Source organism: Klebsiella sp. KE9456 (assembly GCF_043832615.1).
In the GTDB taxonomy this organism is placed as follows: domain Bacteria; phylum Pseudomonadota; class Gammaproteobacteria; order Enterobacterales; family Enterobacteriaceae; genus Klebsiella; species Klebsiella indica.
The window spans coordinates 20,107-35,599 of sequence record NZ_JBDYQK010000028.1 but is presented as its reverse complement, the minus strand read 5'-3'; the positions used below and the strand labels follow the sequence as shown (position 1 = coordinate 35,599).

General features: G+C 36.0%; 12 protein-coding genes. All 12 read left to right on the top strand.

What is annotated here, in order from left to right; translation table 11 throughout:
• Nucleotides 1-71: 71 nt before the first annotated feature.
• The 12 genes from ABK821_RS22090 (at nt 72) to gndA (ending at nt 15,292) form a co-directional block, all read left to right on the top strand.
• A complete protein-coding gene (locus ABK821_RS22090) occupies nt 72-1,208 on the top strand; it encodes a polysaccharide export protein (RefSeq protein ID WP_395034156.1) in 1,137 nt (378 codons plus the stop codon).
• Nucleotides 1,209-1,210: 2 nt separating this feature from the next.
• Nucleotides 1,211-1,645, top strand: coding sequence for a protein tyrosine phosphatase (locus ABK821_RS22085; protein WP_395034155.1), 435 nt, complete (start codon nt 1,211-1,213; stop codon nt 1,643-1,645).
• 17 nt (nt 1,646-1,662) lie between these two features.
• The gene (locus ABK821_RS22080) at nt 1,663-3,831 is read left to right on the top strand and encodes a polysaccharide biosynthesis tyrosine autokinase (RefSeq protein ID WP_395034153.1); all 2,169 of its coding nucleotides are present in this window, start codon (nt 1,663-1,665) and stop codon (nt 3,829-3,831) included.
• 153 nt (nt 3,832-3,984) lie between these two features.
• On the top strand, nt 3,985-5,328 hold the full coding sequence (locus ABK821_RS22075; protein ID WP_395034152.1) for a hypothetical protein: 1,344 nt from the start codon (nt 3,985-3,987) through the stop codon (nt 5,326-5,328).
• Between the two features lie 25 nt (nt 5,329-5,353).
• Nucleotides 5,354-6,412: a glycoside hydrolase family 99-like domain-containing protein gene (locus tag ABK821_RS22070; RefSeq protein ID WP_395034151.1), complete on the top strand. Its 1,059-nt coding sequence runs from the start codon at nt 5,354-5,356 to the stop codon at nt 6,410-6,412.
• A gap of 41 nt (nt 6,413-6,453) precedes the next feature.
• Nucleotides 6,454-7,293, top strand: a complete 840-nt coding sequence (locus ABK821_RS22065; RefSeq protein ID WP_395034150.1) for a hypothetical protein — start codon at nt 6,454-6,456, stop codon at nt 7,291-7,293.
• 42 nt (nt 7,294-7,335) lie between these two features.
• The gene (locus tag ABK821_RS22060) at nt 7,336-8,454 is read left to right on the top strand and encodes a glycosyltransferase (protein WP_395034149.1); all 1,119 of its coding nucleotides are present in this window, start codon (nt 7,336-7,338) and stop codon (nt 8,452-8,454) included.
• Nucleotides 8,451-9,554, top strand: a complete 1,104-nt coding sequence (locus ABK821_RS22055) for a DUF1972 domain-containing protein (RefSeq protein WP_395034148.1) — start codon at nt 8,451-8,453, stop codon at nt 9,552-9,554. Before ABK821_RS22060 ends, ABK821_RS22055 begins: the two co-directional genes overlap by 4 nt.
• An 82-nt stretch (nt 9,555-9,636) precedes the next feature.
• Complete coding sequence (wcaJ, locus tag ABK821_RS22050; RefSeq protein WP_395034147.1) at nt 9,637-11,040, top strand: undecaprenyl-phosphate glucose phosphotransferase; 1,404 nt, start codon at nt 9,637-9,639, stop codon at nt 11,038-11,040.
• A 242-nt stretch (nt 11,041-11,282) separates the two neighbouring features.
• Nucleotides 11,283-12,563 carry a flippase gene (locus ABK821_RS22045; protein ID WP_395034146.1) on the top strand — a complete coding sequence of 427 codons (1,281 nt, stop codon included), beginning with the start codon at nt 11,283-11,285 and terminating at the stop codon, nt 12,561-12,563.
• A complete protein-coding gene (locus ABK821_RS22040) occupies nt 12,563-13,726 on the top strand; it encodes a polysaccharide pyruvyl transferase family protein (protein WP_395034145.1) in 1,164 nt (387 codons plus the stop codon). Before ABK821_RS22045 ends, ABK821_RS22040 begins: the two co-directional genes overlap by 1 nt.
• A 159-nt stretch (nt 13,727-13,885) precedes the next feature.
• Entirely contained in the window at nt 13,886-15,292 is a 1,407-nt protein-coding gene (gene gndA, locus ABK821_RS22035) for an NADP-dependent phosphogluconate dehydrogenase (protein ID WP_395034144.1), read from the top strand.
• Nucleotides 15,293-15,493: the final 201 nt, after the last annotated feature.

Below are 15,493 nucleotides of genomic sequence, written 5' to 3'. Positions count from 1 at the left end.
TAACACAGCGGCGGGAAAACTTGCTGTCGTCAGGGGATTAAAAACTTTTGGTTTATTGATGATATGACATTATGACGAAAAAAATTGTTAGATTTTCTGCATTGGCATTAGCGATAGGGTTTTTATCAGGTTGTACGATTATGCCGGGCCAGGGGTTAAACAGCCTGCGAAAGAATGTGGTTGAGCTACCGGATAGCGATTACGACCTGGATAAGCTGGTGAATGTTTACCCCATGACGCCGGGGCTTGTGGAGCAACTGCGCCCTGAACCGGTGATTGCACGCTCTAATCCGCAGTTAGATAGTCTGCTAAAAAGCTATGAATATCATATCGGCGTTGGCGATGTGCTAATGGTCACCGTATGGGATCACCCGGAACTGACCACGCCTGCTGGGCAGTACCGCAGCGCCAGCGATACCGGTAACTGGGTGAACTCAGACGGGACGATTTTCTATCCGTATATTGGTAAGGTTCAGGTAGCAGGTAAAACGCTCAGTCAGGTACGCCAGGAGATTGCCAGCCGTTTGACTACCTATATTGAGAGTCCTCAGGTGGACATTAGTGTAGCTGCATTCCGCTCACAAAAAGCTTATGTTACTGGTGAAGTGGTAAAATCTGGACAGCAGCCTATCACCAATATCCCGCTAACGGTTATGGATGCGATTAACGCTGCTGGTGGGCTTGCACCTGATGCCGACTGGCGTAATGTGGTACTAACTCACAATGGTAAAGATACCAAAATTTCACTGTATGCACTCATGCAGAAAGGCGATCTCACTCAGAACCATTTATTGTACCCCGGCGATATTTTATTTGTGCCGCGCAACGATGACCTGAAAGTGTTTGTAATGGGCGAAGTGGGCAAACAGAGCACCATGAAGATGGACCGCAGTGGGATGACCCTGGCTGAAGCTTTAGGTAATGCGGAAGGAATGTCGCAATCATTCAGCGATGCTACGGGGGTATTTGTTATTCGTCAGTTAAAAGGCGATAAGCAAGGTAAGATTGCAAATATCTATCAGCTTAATGCCCTAGATGCCTCGGCAATGGTGTTAGGCACTGAATTCCAGCTACAGCCGTATGATATTGTTTATGTCACTGCTGCACCGCTTGTGCGCTGGAATCGTGTCATTTCACAGCTGGTTCCGACCATAACCGGTGTACACGATATGACTGAAGCTGTCCGCTTTATTAGAAATTGGAATTGATTATGTTTGACTCGATTCTTGTGGTTTGTACTGGGAATATTTGTCGCTCGCCGATTGGTGAACGGTTTTTACGGCAGGCATTGCCGGATAAGAAAATAGATTCTGCAGGGACTAGTGCTTTGGTCGACCATAGCGCCGATGAGAGTGCAATAAAGATTGCGGAAAAGCACGGTATTTCATTAGCGGGACATCAGGGAAGGCAATTTACCTCCGCGCTGGGTCGACAGTATGATCTGATTCTGGTAATGGAAAAATCGCATCTGGAACAAATTGGGCGGATCGTCCCCGAAGTCAGAGGGAAAACGATGCTGTTTGGCCAATGGATAAGTCAAAAGGAAATCCCAGATCCTTATCGAAAAAGTGATGAAGCCTTTGCTTCGGTATATCAGTTGATTGAGCAGGCTGGCTTACGTTGGGTCGAGAAGTTGGGCGCATAATTATCAGGAATCATTGCATGTCATCAGTGAAAAACAGAGCCGTCGAGAAAGAGGCGGATGAAATCGATTTAGGGCGTCTGGTTGGTGAACTTATCGACCACAGGAAGTTAATTATCTCTGTTACCGCGTTATTTACATTAGTGGCGCTTCTGTATGCGCTATTTGCTACTCCTGTTTATCAGGCCGATGCGTTATTGCAGGTTGAGCAAAAGCAGGGCAATGCGATCCTTAATAGTCTAAGCCAGATGTTACCGGATAGCCAACCGCAGTCGGCACCGGAAATTGCGCTGTTGCAGTCACGGATGATTCTGGGAAAAACGGTTGATGATCTGAATTTGCAGGCCCAGGTAGAACAGGACTATTTCCCTTTAGTGGGGAAGGGCTGGGCGAGGTTAACCGGGCAAAAATCAGGTAGTTTAAAAGTTAGCAGACTCTATTTACCCTCAGATAGTGACCTCGATATCCCTAATTTGGAGCTTGTCGTAAAGGATAAAAACCACTATAGCGTCACGTTTAACGATAAGCAGATGTCGGGAGCTGTAGGGTCCTTATTGGATGGCAATGGTATTGCGCTCAAGATTGACAGTATTGATGCAGAACCAGGTTCTGAGTTTATCATTTCTTATGTGAGTAAGCTGAAAGCGATTACAGACTTGCAAGAGGTGTTGTCAGTCGCCGATCAGGGGAAAGATACAGGAATGTTAACTCTGTCATTAACAGGTTCTGATCCGCAGTTGCTGGAAAAAATACTTGATAGTATCAGTAATAATTATCTGGCGCAAAATGTGGCGCGCCAGGCGGCGCAGGATGCTAAAAGCCTTGAGTTTCTTAACGAACAGCTACCTAAGGTACGCAATGAGCTAGATATTGCGGAAGATAAACTCAATCAGTATCGGCGACAGAAAGACTCGGTTGATCTCTCTTTAGAAGCAAAGTCGGTTCTTGAGCAGATCGTGAATGTCGATAATCAGTTAAATGAGCTTACGTTTCGCGAATCTGAGATTTCCCAGCTATACACCAAAGAACATCCGACCTATAAGGCATTACTGGAGAAACGTCAGACTTTGCAGGAAGAAAAGGCAAAGCTTAATCAACGTGTCTCAGCCATGCCAAAAACGCAGCAGGATATATTACAGTTAAGTCGGGATGTTGATTCTGGTCAAGCGGTTTATATGCAGCTTTTGAACCGTCAACAGGAACTCAATATAGCTAAATCCAGTGCCATCGGTAACGTGCGGATTATTGATAATGCTGTTGCCCAACCTAAGCCGATAAAACCGAAAAAAGTAATTGTTTTATTGGTTGGAATTATTTTGGGGGGGATAGTATCAGTCGGATTGGTACTGCTACGAGTATTCTTACGCAGGGGAATAGAAAGCCCAGAACAGCTGGAAGAGATAGGCATTAATGTCTATGCCAGCATACCAGTTTCGGAAACTTTTGCTAAACGAAGCGCGCAGTCTCTTAGACTACAGAAAAAAGCAGAGAGCGAATATCAAAGCTTTTTAGCTGTTGAAAACCCGGCAGATCTGGCTATTGAGGCGATTCGTGGTCTGCGTACCAGTCTTCATTTTGCTATGATGGAAGCGCGAAACAATGTATTGATGATTTCCGGTGCCAGTCCAAATGCGGGGAAAACTTTCGTCAGCTCTAACCTTGCAGCGGTAATTGCTCAAACGGGACAGAAAGTTTTATTTATTGATACAGATATGCGCAAAGGTTATACCCATAAGTTATTTAATTTAAATAACGATAATGGGCTTTCCGATATTCTTTCTGGAAAAATTGAGATCCCTAATGCAATAAAAACCTTTTCAATAGCTGGGTTTGATTATATTTCCCGAGGAGTTGTGCCACCTAATCCTGCTGAGTTATTAATGCATCGTCGATTGGGGGAACTGTTAAATTGGGCAAGTGAGCATTATGATATTGTTATATTAGATACCCCGCCTATATTAGCTGTAACTGATGCAGCGATTATTGGTCATTATGTTGGTACCACTTTATTGATCGCACGCTTTGAGCAGAACACAACTAAAGAAATTGAGGTTGGCTTTAAACGTTTTGAACAAAGTGGGGTTATGGTTAAAGGCTGTATTCTTAATGGTGTAGTGAAAAAAGCTAGTAGTTATTATGGCTACGGTTATAATCATTACGGCTATTCATATTCAGAACGCGATAAATAATAAACAAGCAGTATTGTAATAAATACAATACTGCTATTTTAGTATCAAACACGAAAAGCTGAATTAACGTCGAAACAAAGAAGAATAAGTGAAATAGTCATGTCAAGTTTCTGGATAAACTGTTCATGGAAAGTTTAGACTGTTGGGGTATACATGTTCACATTTACATTATTACTTTTCTCAGGTATTTTAAATTTATTTACCCCGATAGTGGTATTATCAAAATATAAAAAAATGGCGGTTTATATTTTATTTTTTTATTATTTTGGAATCGACTATCTAAATTATAATATGGGATTAAGTCAGGATGTTGTTAATTATGTTATCAAATCTTTTCCTGATGTATTGATGATATCTTTATTACTCCGTTTATTTTTATTTGAAGTACATAAAAAGAAAAAAACATCAAATGAAAATGAACAGGGAATAAATCTCTTTTTTATTTCGTTTCTGATCGTATCTTTAGTTTACATTATTTATGGTATTGCTAAAGGTAATGGATTTGCAAGATCAATACTTGACTGGAGAGATGTTGGTGTCCCTGTGCTGGTTATGTTTTTAATCGTTAGAACTAGGGTTATAAATTTCAATGATGGACACAAACTTATAAAGTTTATTGGTTTTCTAGTTATACTAAATGCGATAAAAGCCATTTACGATTATTATGTTTTCAACGGAAACGTTGAGAGTTCCTGGCGATATGATTTCCTAATAGAGTTGAATTTGAGGAATAATGCAGATTATGAGTCAAGAATGGCTGTTTATCAAATTATTAGGAATGGGAATCTGAGATCATCTGGTTTTTTTGTTAGTGCCTTGGAGTTTTCATTTATTGTTGGAATGTTTTTTTTCTATTACTATCTAACATTGTTAAATTCAATAAAATTTAACAATGCAAAAATGTTCCTCTATAGTATAGTATCTATGATTATTTGCTTCTTAGGGGTATATGTTAGTCAAGTGAGAACTGCTTTTATAATTATAGTATTTAATATAATATTTTACCATTTATGCTTTAGGCAAAATGTGATGATAAAATTTAGACCTAAACTTACACTCATTTTTGCTACAGCTTGCTCACTTATCATGTTTATCATTATTTATATTCTTGGGGATTCAGTTGATACGTCTTCTTATGGCCGATTGGCACAGTATATATATCTTCTAGAAGCCTTCAATCCTATTGGTGTAGGGTTTGGTGGGTATAAGGGAATGTTTGATTCTTTTTATGTATATGGCCTGTTGACATTTGGGCTACCATTTTTATATTTTATCTATTTTTTCATAATGAGATATGTAAAGATTTTTAGAGATAATATCTACGCTGACAATGTATATTTTCCTCTGGTGGGGCTCATTTTTACGGCCTTTCCAGTTATGTTACTTGCGATGAGTTTCCAGCATGTGGCTGGATCTTTATATTACAGTGTAAATTTGCTAGGCTTATTTCTTGCTGAAAAATATATATCAAATACTAAAGGAGACAGTATTTGTTAATTCTTCTTTAAAGTGAGGGTATATAATGAAGGTTGTATGTAAATATTTTATTCTTTCAATAGTGTCATTTATGCTAATCTTGGCAAAGTGCTATGCAACGGAAGTAGGTGTTTACTATTATCCTGGATGGAAAAAACCAGGTATTGATACGTGGGGGCCAATAAAAAAATATCCAGAAAGGAGACCTATATTAGGTTGGTACAAAGAGGGTGAAGATAATGTTATTAAACAGCAGCTTGAGTGGATGGAAAAATATGGAATCACTTATATCGCTTATGATTGGTATTGGGATAAAAAAACTGGGGTAAAAAATCGGACATTTGCTATCGATTCCTATTTAAGAAACTCTAAAAATACTAAGGTTAAGTTTGCTTTGTTATGGGCTAATCATACCGGCACTCCTCAAAGCTTGGGGGAGTTTGATAATATCGTAAATTATTGGTTAGATCATTATTTTAATAACAATAAATATTTAACTATAAATGAGATGCCAGTAGTTTTCATATTTTCATCTGGTAGGTTAGAGGATAATGCTAGGGATTTTAAGGAAAATACAAAAGGATTGTTAGATCATGCAAGAATGTTAGCAAAAAAGCGAGGCTATAAAGGTATATATTTTATTGGTTCATCTGGTTACAATAAAAATAAAAATCTTGAGTATAAATATCCTGATAAAACATATGACGCGATAAGTGCTTATAACTATCAAATAGGAGTAGATCAAAAAGGTTCTTTTCAAAGATTTTCTACAAGCTATTTGAATCTTGCTAAAGGATATAAGAAAACATGGATATCTATACTTAGAGCAAGTCCTTTACCTTATATTATCCCAGTAACTTCTGGTTGGGATCGCAGACCATGGGGCGGTAGTCAATACCCTGAGCATGACTTGTCGTTTAGCTCTCCCTATGAGTTTGGTAACATGATTCGGGATGCGACGCAAATGCTCAAAAATTACCCGAATAACACATTGAATAATATAGTTATTTGTTGCTGGAATGAATTTGGAGAAGGTTCATATATAGAGCCTACTCAGCAATATGGGCTAAAGTATTTAGAACAAATATTAAAGTCTATCCATTAATACAACATCCAACATATTGTATTTCACGACAGGAGAAATCAGTGGATAAAATATTATTCTTATGCATTATATATTCTACACCACCGGAAGATACAAGCACTGTTAAAAGTTTGTGTAAGATAGATTATTTTGGGAAAAATATAAAGCCTTTTTTTTATATATGGGATAATTCAATAAATGGATTTGATACAAAATTTGTTCATTCTATATTCCCAAAGAATAACTTACTAATTAATCATATTGGTAAAAATGAACGCCTTTCAGTTATTTACAATATTGTAATTGAGTCGTATAAAGGGCTGTTTGATTGGATAATTATCCTTGATGATGATTCAATAATTGATGATGAGTATATGGATTGTGTTAAAAAATTCATATCACAAAGTAAAATAAATAATGATATCAAAGTGGCAATCCCTAAAATATATAATGAAAATGTGATGATATCACCCGGTAAAATAGTTGGTGTCCGTGGTGCTATATTACCAACCATATCATGTGGGATTGTTAGTAAAAAAAATATAGTTTCTATGATGAGTGGCACTATGATTTCAATCAGTGGATATGAGCAATTGCCTAAATTCGATGAGAGATTAAGTTTTTATGGTGTCGATACAAAATTCTTTCTTGATCTTGACAACAGTTGTTATAAAAAGTATGTATTACCTTACACCATGGAACACAAATCAGCATTAAGAGATAAAAGTTTGCCAATCTCAGAACAATACAAGCGTTTCGATAATCTCTTTAAAGCTAGGAAGATTATTTATGAACATATCCCTTATTATAAATATCGATTATTTTTATATAAATGTCTCTTTAGCATTAAATATACTTTAATAAGAAAAAACTTTGTGTTTTTAAAGTTAATATTTAGCTAATGTGAATGTATTTAATATAAGATAAAGAGGTATTGGGGTTGTATGGAAAAAATTTTATGTATACACCAAAGCTCCGAACTATATGGTTCAGATCGAAGTTTCTTTAGTGCAGTAGAAGGTATTAATAATGAACGGAGTGTTGATGTAATACTGCCTTTTTATGGTGACTTATCTCAACTACTGGAAAATGCAGGTATAAATGTTATATACTATAACAAAGGAATTCTGCGGAAAAATGATTTAAAAAAGCCTTTTTCTTTTTTGATCAACTCTATAAAAGCCATTTTTTTTTATAAAAATATATTTGATAGATATGACACTATCTATATAAATACGATAGTTATGTTTTCTGCAATTATGGTGTCTTCTTTATATAGATTCACAAAAAAGAAAAAAATTTATTGTCATGTAAGAGAAATACCATCTTCAAAACAATTGAGCATATTTAAATTATTATTTGTTATTGCAGGTGTTCGACTTATATATAATTCCTTAGCTACAAAAAAAGCATTTAATCTTCCAGGCGAGGTTGTTTATAATGGTGTGTCGGATCTATTATTAGAAGATAAATATTTTCCTGGATCAGATAATAAAATTATTAAAATATTGTTGATTGGCAGGATTAATACTTGGAAAGGGCACCATTTATTAATTAATGCTTTAACTAATCTTAAGTTAAAATTAAAAGATGATTTTAGTTTTAACATTCGTATAGTCGGGAGTGTATTTGAAGGCTACGAAAATCTTCAGACCGAACTAGTTGGAAAAGTTAATGATAACGGTTTAACTGAAAATATTACATTTTTTAGTTTTACTAAAAATCCTATTGAACATTTCCAATGGGCTGATTACATTATTGTTCCCTCCACTAAGCCTGAACCATTCGGACGTGTTGCTATTGAAGCATTCTCTGCTGCAAGGCCGGTTATAGCTGCAGATCATGGTGGATTGTCAGAAATTGTATCAGATAGTGTCAATGGTTTTCTTTTCGAGCCGAATAACATTGAAAGTTTGCAGGCCGCACTTATGAAGACTGTGGAATGCAGTCAAGAGAAATATTTGTTGCTTTCGCAAAATGCACGAAGAGAATATGAAAAAACTTTTTCTGAAGAAAAATATCAAAATTCATTAAAAAAAATTATTTTAGGGGAGACTAAGTGAAAGAACTTATTATTACAGGTATTAGAGGTATTCCTGCTGCGCATGGTGGCTTTGAGACATTTGCTGAGAATTTGGCATTGTATCTTGTTGATAAAGGATGGCAGGTAACCGTTTATTGCCAAGAAGATTCAGGAGAGTTTTATATAGATTCATGGCATAATATAAAATTAATTCACATCCCAATTAAAAATAAGGGAGCTATGGGGACTATAATTTTTGATTTAAAATCTATAATTCATTCCTTAAAAGATAATAAATTAATACTTACCCTTGGATATAATACCGCGATATTTAATTTTGTCTACTTAATTATGAGACGCAAAAATATTATAAATATGGATGGTATTGAATGGAAACGAGATAAGTGGGGAATCTTTGCAAAGATGTGGTTTTGGTTAAATGAACGCTTTGGATGTTGGTTTGGTAGTCATTTAATTGCTGATCATCCTAAGATCAAAGAACATCTTGAAACAAGGGTTAGAAGTAAAAAGATTACAATGATACCATATGGCGCTCACTTAATTACTGAGAATAATTCAGATATTAACGCTTTAAAAAAATATTCTTTAGAAAGGAAAAAATATTTTTTGGTAATTGCTAGAGCTGAACCTGAAAATTCAATTTTAGAGATCGTCCAAGGTTTTTCAACGAAGCAAAGAAAAGAAAAATTAGTTGTGCTTGGGAATTATGATTTTAATAATAATTCTTATCATAAAAAAATCCGTGATGCTGCAAGTTCAAATGTAATATTTCTTGGTGCTATTTATGATGCAAAAATAGTTGCCTCATTGAGGTTTCATTCCCTCGCATATGTTCATGGCCATAGAGTTGGAGGGACTAATCCTTCGCTAGTTGAATCGCTCGGCGCTGGAAATGCAATTATAGCCCATGATAATAAATTTAACCGCTGGGTAGTAGGTGATGCAGGTATATTTTTTAATTCTTCAGAATCGTGCTCGGATTCATTTGACCGATTATCTGTAGATAAGGATTTGTGCTCTGAACTTGAGAGTATATCAAAATGTAGATTTAACCAATATTTTACTTGGGAATATATTCTAAAACAATACGATGTGATGTTAAGTAAGTGGGTAAAATAATATTTTTGATTTGAGAGTTGTTGTCTATACTCTACTAAGTTAATTTATGTAAATATACTTCAATTTTTATTGAGCTACTTAAATGAAAACTTTCGCAAGCAAAGTACGAGTGAGGCCGAATGCATCGTTGATATCTATGGCTCAACGATTTTCAGATATTATAATTATTTTTTTAGGATTGTATCTTACTTGTTTTTTCAATGATTTTGATTTCGATTATCCGAAGATATTAATTATTTTGATCTCTCTTGTTATATTTCAAATGATTGGTGGTATTACTGATTTTTACCGTTCATGGAGAGGAACAAAACTCAAGGATGAAATAATTATTATTTTAAAAAATTGGTTTTTTAGTTTATTGATTAGTTTAGGTATCATGTCTTTATTCGATTTTGGTACGACAGATAATTCTCTTTTCTATATAATTGAATGGTTTTCTGTTGTATGTATTGGTTTTATAATTGCTCGAACAGCAATAAGATTATTTGTCGGCTTTATGCGAAATTTGGGATACAACAATCGTTATGTAGCAATTGCTGGAGACTTGCCTGTAGGATTAAATTTAGCTAGAAGTTTTAAAGAACAGCCATGGTTAGGACTCATTGTTTTGGGTATCTACAATGATAAGCCAGTAGTAGCTACCGAAAATATTCCATACCTCGGCCCTTTTGATAAGCTTATTCAAGATGCGAAGAAACAAAAAATTGACCGGATATACATATCTATGGCTATGAAAGATGAGCTTAAGATTAAGTATTTAATTAATAAACTTACGGATACTACCTGTTCTGTTATTATTATTCCTGATATTTTTACCTTTAATATTTTACAGTCTCGCACTGAAGAAATTAATGGTATTCCAGTTGTACCATTATTTGATACTCCGTTAAGTGGTATTAATATGGTAGTTAAGCGTTTGGAGGATATAGTTCTTTCATCGATAATAATTTTATTAATTTCTCCTGTCTTAGCATTTATATCAATAATAATAAAAACTACTTCTCCGGGACCTATTCTCTTTAAACAAAATAGATATGGCATTGATGGAAAACCTATCAAAGTCTGGAAGTTTCGTTCTATGAAGGTTATGGAAGATGGTCAGGACGTTATTCAGGCAACGAAAGGAGATAGCAGAATTACACCTGTAGGTCGCATTTTAAGAAGTACATCTTTAGATGAACTTCCTCAGTTTTTTAATGTTTTCTGCGGTGAAATGTCGATTGTTGGACCACGCCCTCATGCAGTCGCTCATAACGAATTATATCGTTCTCAAATACAGGGATACATGCTGCGGCATAAAGTTAAACCTGGTATAACTGGATGGGCTCAGATTAATGGTTGGCGAGGTGAAACTGATACTCTTGAGAAAATGGAGAAAAGAATTGAGTACGATTTAGAGTATATTCGCAATTGGAGTCTTTGGTTTGATCTGAAAATAGTTTTTTTGACAATATTTAAAGGGTTTGTTCATAAAGCAGCCTATTGATTATGTTCAGTAAAACTAAGTTTTAGTTCTTTTTTTATTATATGTGTAGATTACCATCTAGTTAATATATCATATATTCTTAGCGATTGTTATTCATTCATATGTATTGATGTTAATTTTATATCATTCTATAAAGATAATAGTCTATGATTTTGTACTAAAACTTAATCTTATTAGTTAATCCCTACCAGTGAGTTTTCGCTATAATGAATAAACTGTTTCTTTTGTGTAAAAATAACTCAATGAGTAATATTATTTGGCTTATGCTGGATAGTATTATTAGACTTGGGCTGGGATTTATTGTAAGCGTATGGCTTGCTAGGTACTTGGGCCCAAATGGTTTTGGCCTTTTTAATTATGCTTACGCTATGATTGCAATTTATTCAGCAGTTGCTTCTTTAGGAATGAATGGTGTTGTTGTAAGAGAATTAGTACAGGATAAAATTTCCCCATGTATAATTATGGGAACTTCTTTTGTACTACAACTAATTGGTAGTTTGTTTGCATCAATACTAGTGGTTTTAACCGTAATTGTACTAAGACCAAATGAATGGAATTTACTCCTTGTTGTGCTATGTATGCTTCCTTCTGTAATGCTAAGATCGTCTGATGTTATCAAATATTGGTTTGAGTCTATTATTTCATCTAAATATACGGTATGGGCTCAAAATATATCATTCTTTATTAGTTCCGCTATTAAAATATGTATCATTTATTTTGACTGTGGTTATTTGGCAATTGCCTCAACGGTAACATTGGAATCTTTATTTGTTACTGTCTTGCTTTTCCTTTTTTATAAAAGAAAATCCACTTTTAAATGGAATGTTAGCATAATTGAGGCAAAAAGATTGTTTTCAATTAGCTGGCCATTAGTGTTGTCGGGGGTTGCGTTGATGCTTTATATGAGGATCGACCAAATAATGATTGGAAATATATTGGGGGATGCTGCTGTAGGTGTTTATTCTGTCGCTGTTAAAATGGTTGAAATTTGGTATTTTATACCGATTGCGATTGTTTCGACAATGTTTCCAAAAATTATAAAAGCAAAATTTATAAATGAGGATGAATATAATGAGAAATTGCAAATATTATACGATATATTGGTTATCATTGGTGTTATCCTTGCTTTAGCTGTAACTTTTTCCTCTGACATGATTATTAGCACTCTTTTTGGTCAACAATATACTGAAGCCTCACGGTTAATTAAATGGTATTCATGGGTTAGTATTTTCTATTTTTTAAGTTCAGCCAGTGGACGTTGGTATATAAATGAAGGGTTGCAAAAATTTGCACTTAATAGAAATATTTTAGGTTTGTTAATTGGTGTGGTTTTAAATTTTGCTTTGATTCCTTTATATGGTGCAGTTGGATCAGTATATGCTACTTTAATTGCTTATGCTTGTGCAGGTTATTTTTTTGATGTTTTAAGTTGCCGGACGAGAATTGCTTTTTACCAGAAATCTAAAGCACTATGGCTGCCGGGTACATTTGTTCGAATTAAAAATTATTTAGGTAAAATTTAATGAAACGACAAGTTGTTTTGTATGGTGCATTTGATCGGTACAATTATGGGGATAATTTGATGCCGATCCTTTTAGAACGATATTTACGGGAATTCCACTCTGATAAACTTACTGATGTAGAATTTGTCTACTCTTCTATTAAAGCTTCAGATTTGTCATATTATAAGTGTATGCCAACAAAACCAATGCTTGAAGTTTTAAATACTGTTGCTGAAGGAGCAACTATAATTGTAGTTGGTGGTGAGGTTTTGGGTGCAAGTGTTGGTGTTTTGTATACTCATGTTCAACATAGTACTTTCATGACAAGATTTTTGAGACTCATTGGTCGCATTTGCCCTCCATTATTAAACACAATATCGAAATACAGTTATCATGCGGTATGGAATTATCCTTATTTACCTTCTAGAAGTTCTTTTAAGAAGAGTATTAAAATTGTATATAATACGGTTGGCGGTAATCCTCCTTCGAGTGAGAAACATAAGATTATTGACGCTGATTATATATCTGTCCGAGATCAGAGAACCTTTGATAACATATCTGAGTATTCTAACCCCAAATTAGTTCCTGATTCCGTATTGCTAGCTTCAAGTGTTATTAATGATGACTTTTTTGAACGTGAGGTTAGAGAAGAGTTTAAAATATTGAATGAACAAAAATATATATGCATACAAGCATGCCCTTATAAAGTGAAGTTTTCTGCTGAAGAACTGGCGAGAGAAATTGATAGAATAATTTTTGAACGAAATATACAAGTTATTTTACTACCGATTGGATATGCAAGTGGTCATGATGATCTTCTCTTCTTAAAAAAAGTTAATTCTTTAGTTCAGAATGATATTCTGTTATTTGATGACTTGAATGTTTGGGAAATCATGTATATCATTTCACATTCTTCTGCATTTTTTGGTACTAGTTTGCATGGTGTTATTACGGCAATGTCTTTCTTAATTCCACATTTTTCTATTAATAAAGACATAGCTAAATTAACATCTTTCCTCAATACATGGAGTGTTCCTCCTTTCGATACTCCTATTGAGGTTACTTCTATTTGCGAAGTCTTGAATTTGTTTGGAAGTGATACCATTGTTGAGTTAAATCATTCTGTTAATCAGGCAAAGAGTATTATATCTTCAAGCATTAATGATATTGCTGAGATACTATAGCCAAGATTTCACTATAGAATTTTGAGGGCAATATTACTTTATTTTAGATATAGTTAAGCACATAATATGCCAAACTCGAATGTCTAGGGGTCATGGCGATGCTCTTGGACATATGATAAGTTTCATTTTTTAATGTGTCACACCTGACAGGAGTATGTAATGTCCAAGCAACAGATCGGAGTTGTCGGTATGGCAGTGATGGGGCGCAACCTTGCGCTCAACATCGAAAGCCGTGGTTATACCGTCTCCGTTTTCAACCGCTCTCGTGAAAAGACCGAAGAAGTGATTGCCGAAAATCCAGGCAAGAAGCTGGTCCCACACTATACGGTGCAAGAGTTTGTTGAATCGCTCGAAACTCCACGCCGTATCCTGTTAATGGTGAAAGCGGGTGCAGGCACTGATAGTGCCATCGATTCCCTGAAGCCGTATCTTGATAAAGGTGACATCATCATCGATGGGGGTAATACCTTCTTCCAGGACACCATTCGCCGTAATCGCGAGCTCTCAGCAGAAGGCTTCAACTTCATTGGTACTGGTGTATCCGGTGGTGAAGAGGGCGCTCTCAAAGGTCCATCGATTATGCCCGGCGGGCAGAAAGAAGCCTATGAGCTGGTTGCTCCGATTCTTAAGCAGATTGCCGCAGTGGCAGAAGATGGCGAGCCGTGCGTAACCTATATCGGTGCGGATGGTGCGGGCCATTATGTCAAAATGGTTCACAACGGTATTGAGTACGGTGACATGCAACTGATTGCAGAAGCCTACGCCTTACTGAAAGGTGGCCTGGCGCTTTCCAACGAAGAACTGGCGCAGACCTTTACCGAATGGAACGAAGGCGAACTGAGCAGCTACCTCATCGATATAACCAAAGACATCTTCACCAAAAAGGATGAAGAGGGTAAATACCTGGTTGATGTGATTCTGGATGAAGCGGCCAACAAAGGTACCGGTAAATGGACTAGCCAGAGTTCTCTGGATCTTGGTGAACCGCTATCCCTGATTACTGAATCCGTTTTCGCTCGTTATATCTCTTCCCTGAAAGATCAGCGTGTGGCCGCTTCAAAAGTCCTTACCGGGCCGCAAGCGCAAACTGCGGGTGATAAAGCTGAGTTTATTGAGAAAGTTCGTCGTGCTCTGTATCTGGGCAAGATTGTTTCTTATGCTCAGGGTTTCTCCCAACTGCGTGCAGCATCCGATGAATACAACTGGGATCTGAACTACGGTGAGATCGCAAAAATCTTCCGTGCTGGCTGTATTATTCGTGCTCAGTTCCTGCAGAAGATCACGGATGCCTATGAACAGAACGCGGGTATCGCTAACCTGCTACTGGCGCCATACTTCAAGCAAATTGCTGATGAGTATCAGCAGGCGTTGCGTGATGTGGTTGCCTACGCGGTGCAGAATGGTATTCCGGTTCCAACCTTCTCTGCAGCTATTGCGTATTACGACAGCTACCGCTCTGCAGTGCTGCCGGCTAACCTGATTCAGGCTCAGCGTGATTATTTTGGAGCGCATACTTATAAACGCACTGATAAAGAAGGTGTATTCCATACTGAGTGGTTAGATTAATTATTTATATTTTAAATCCTCGGGACTTCCCGAGGATTTAATAACTTAATATAACAAGATAGAGATCTTTTTGGTTTTTCTATTTTCAAACTTCATCATTAAAATATTTCTTTTTTGTTTTCTGTTAGCTATTAAATAATGTTCCTATGAAAAGTAAAATCACAATGATTTTAGATTGTTATAATCTAAATACGGTGTGGT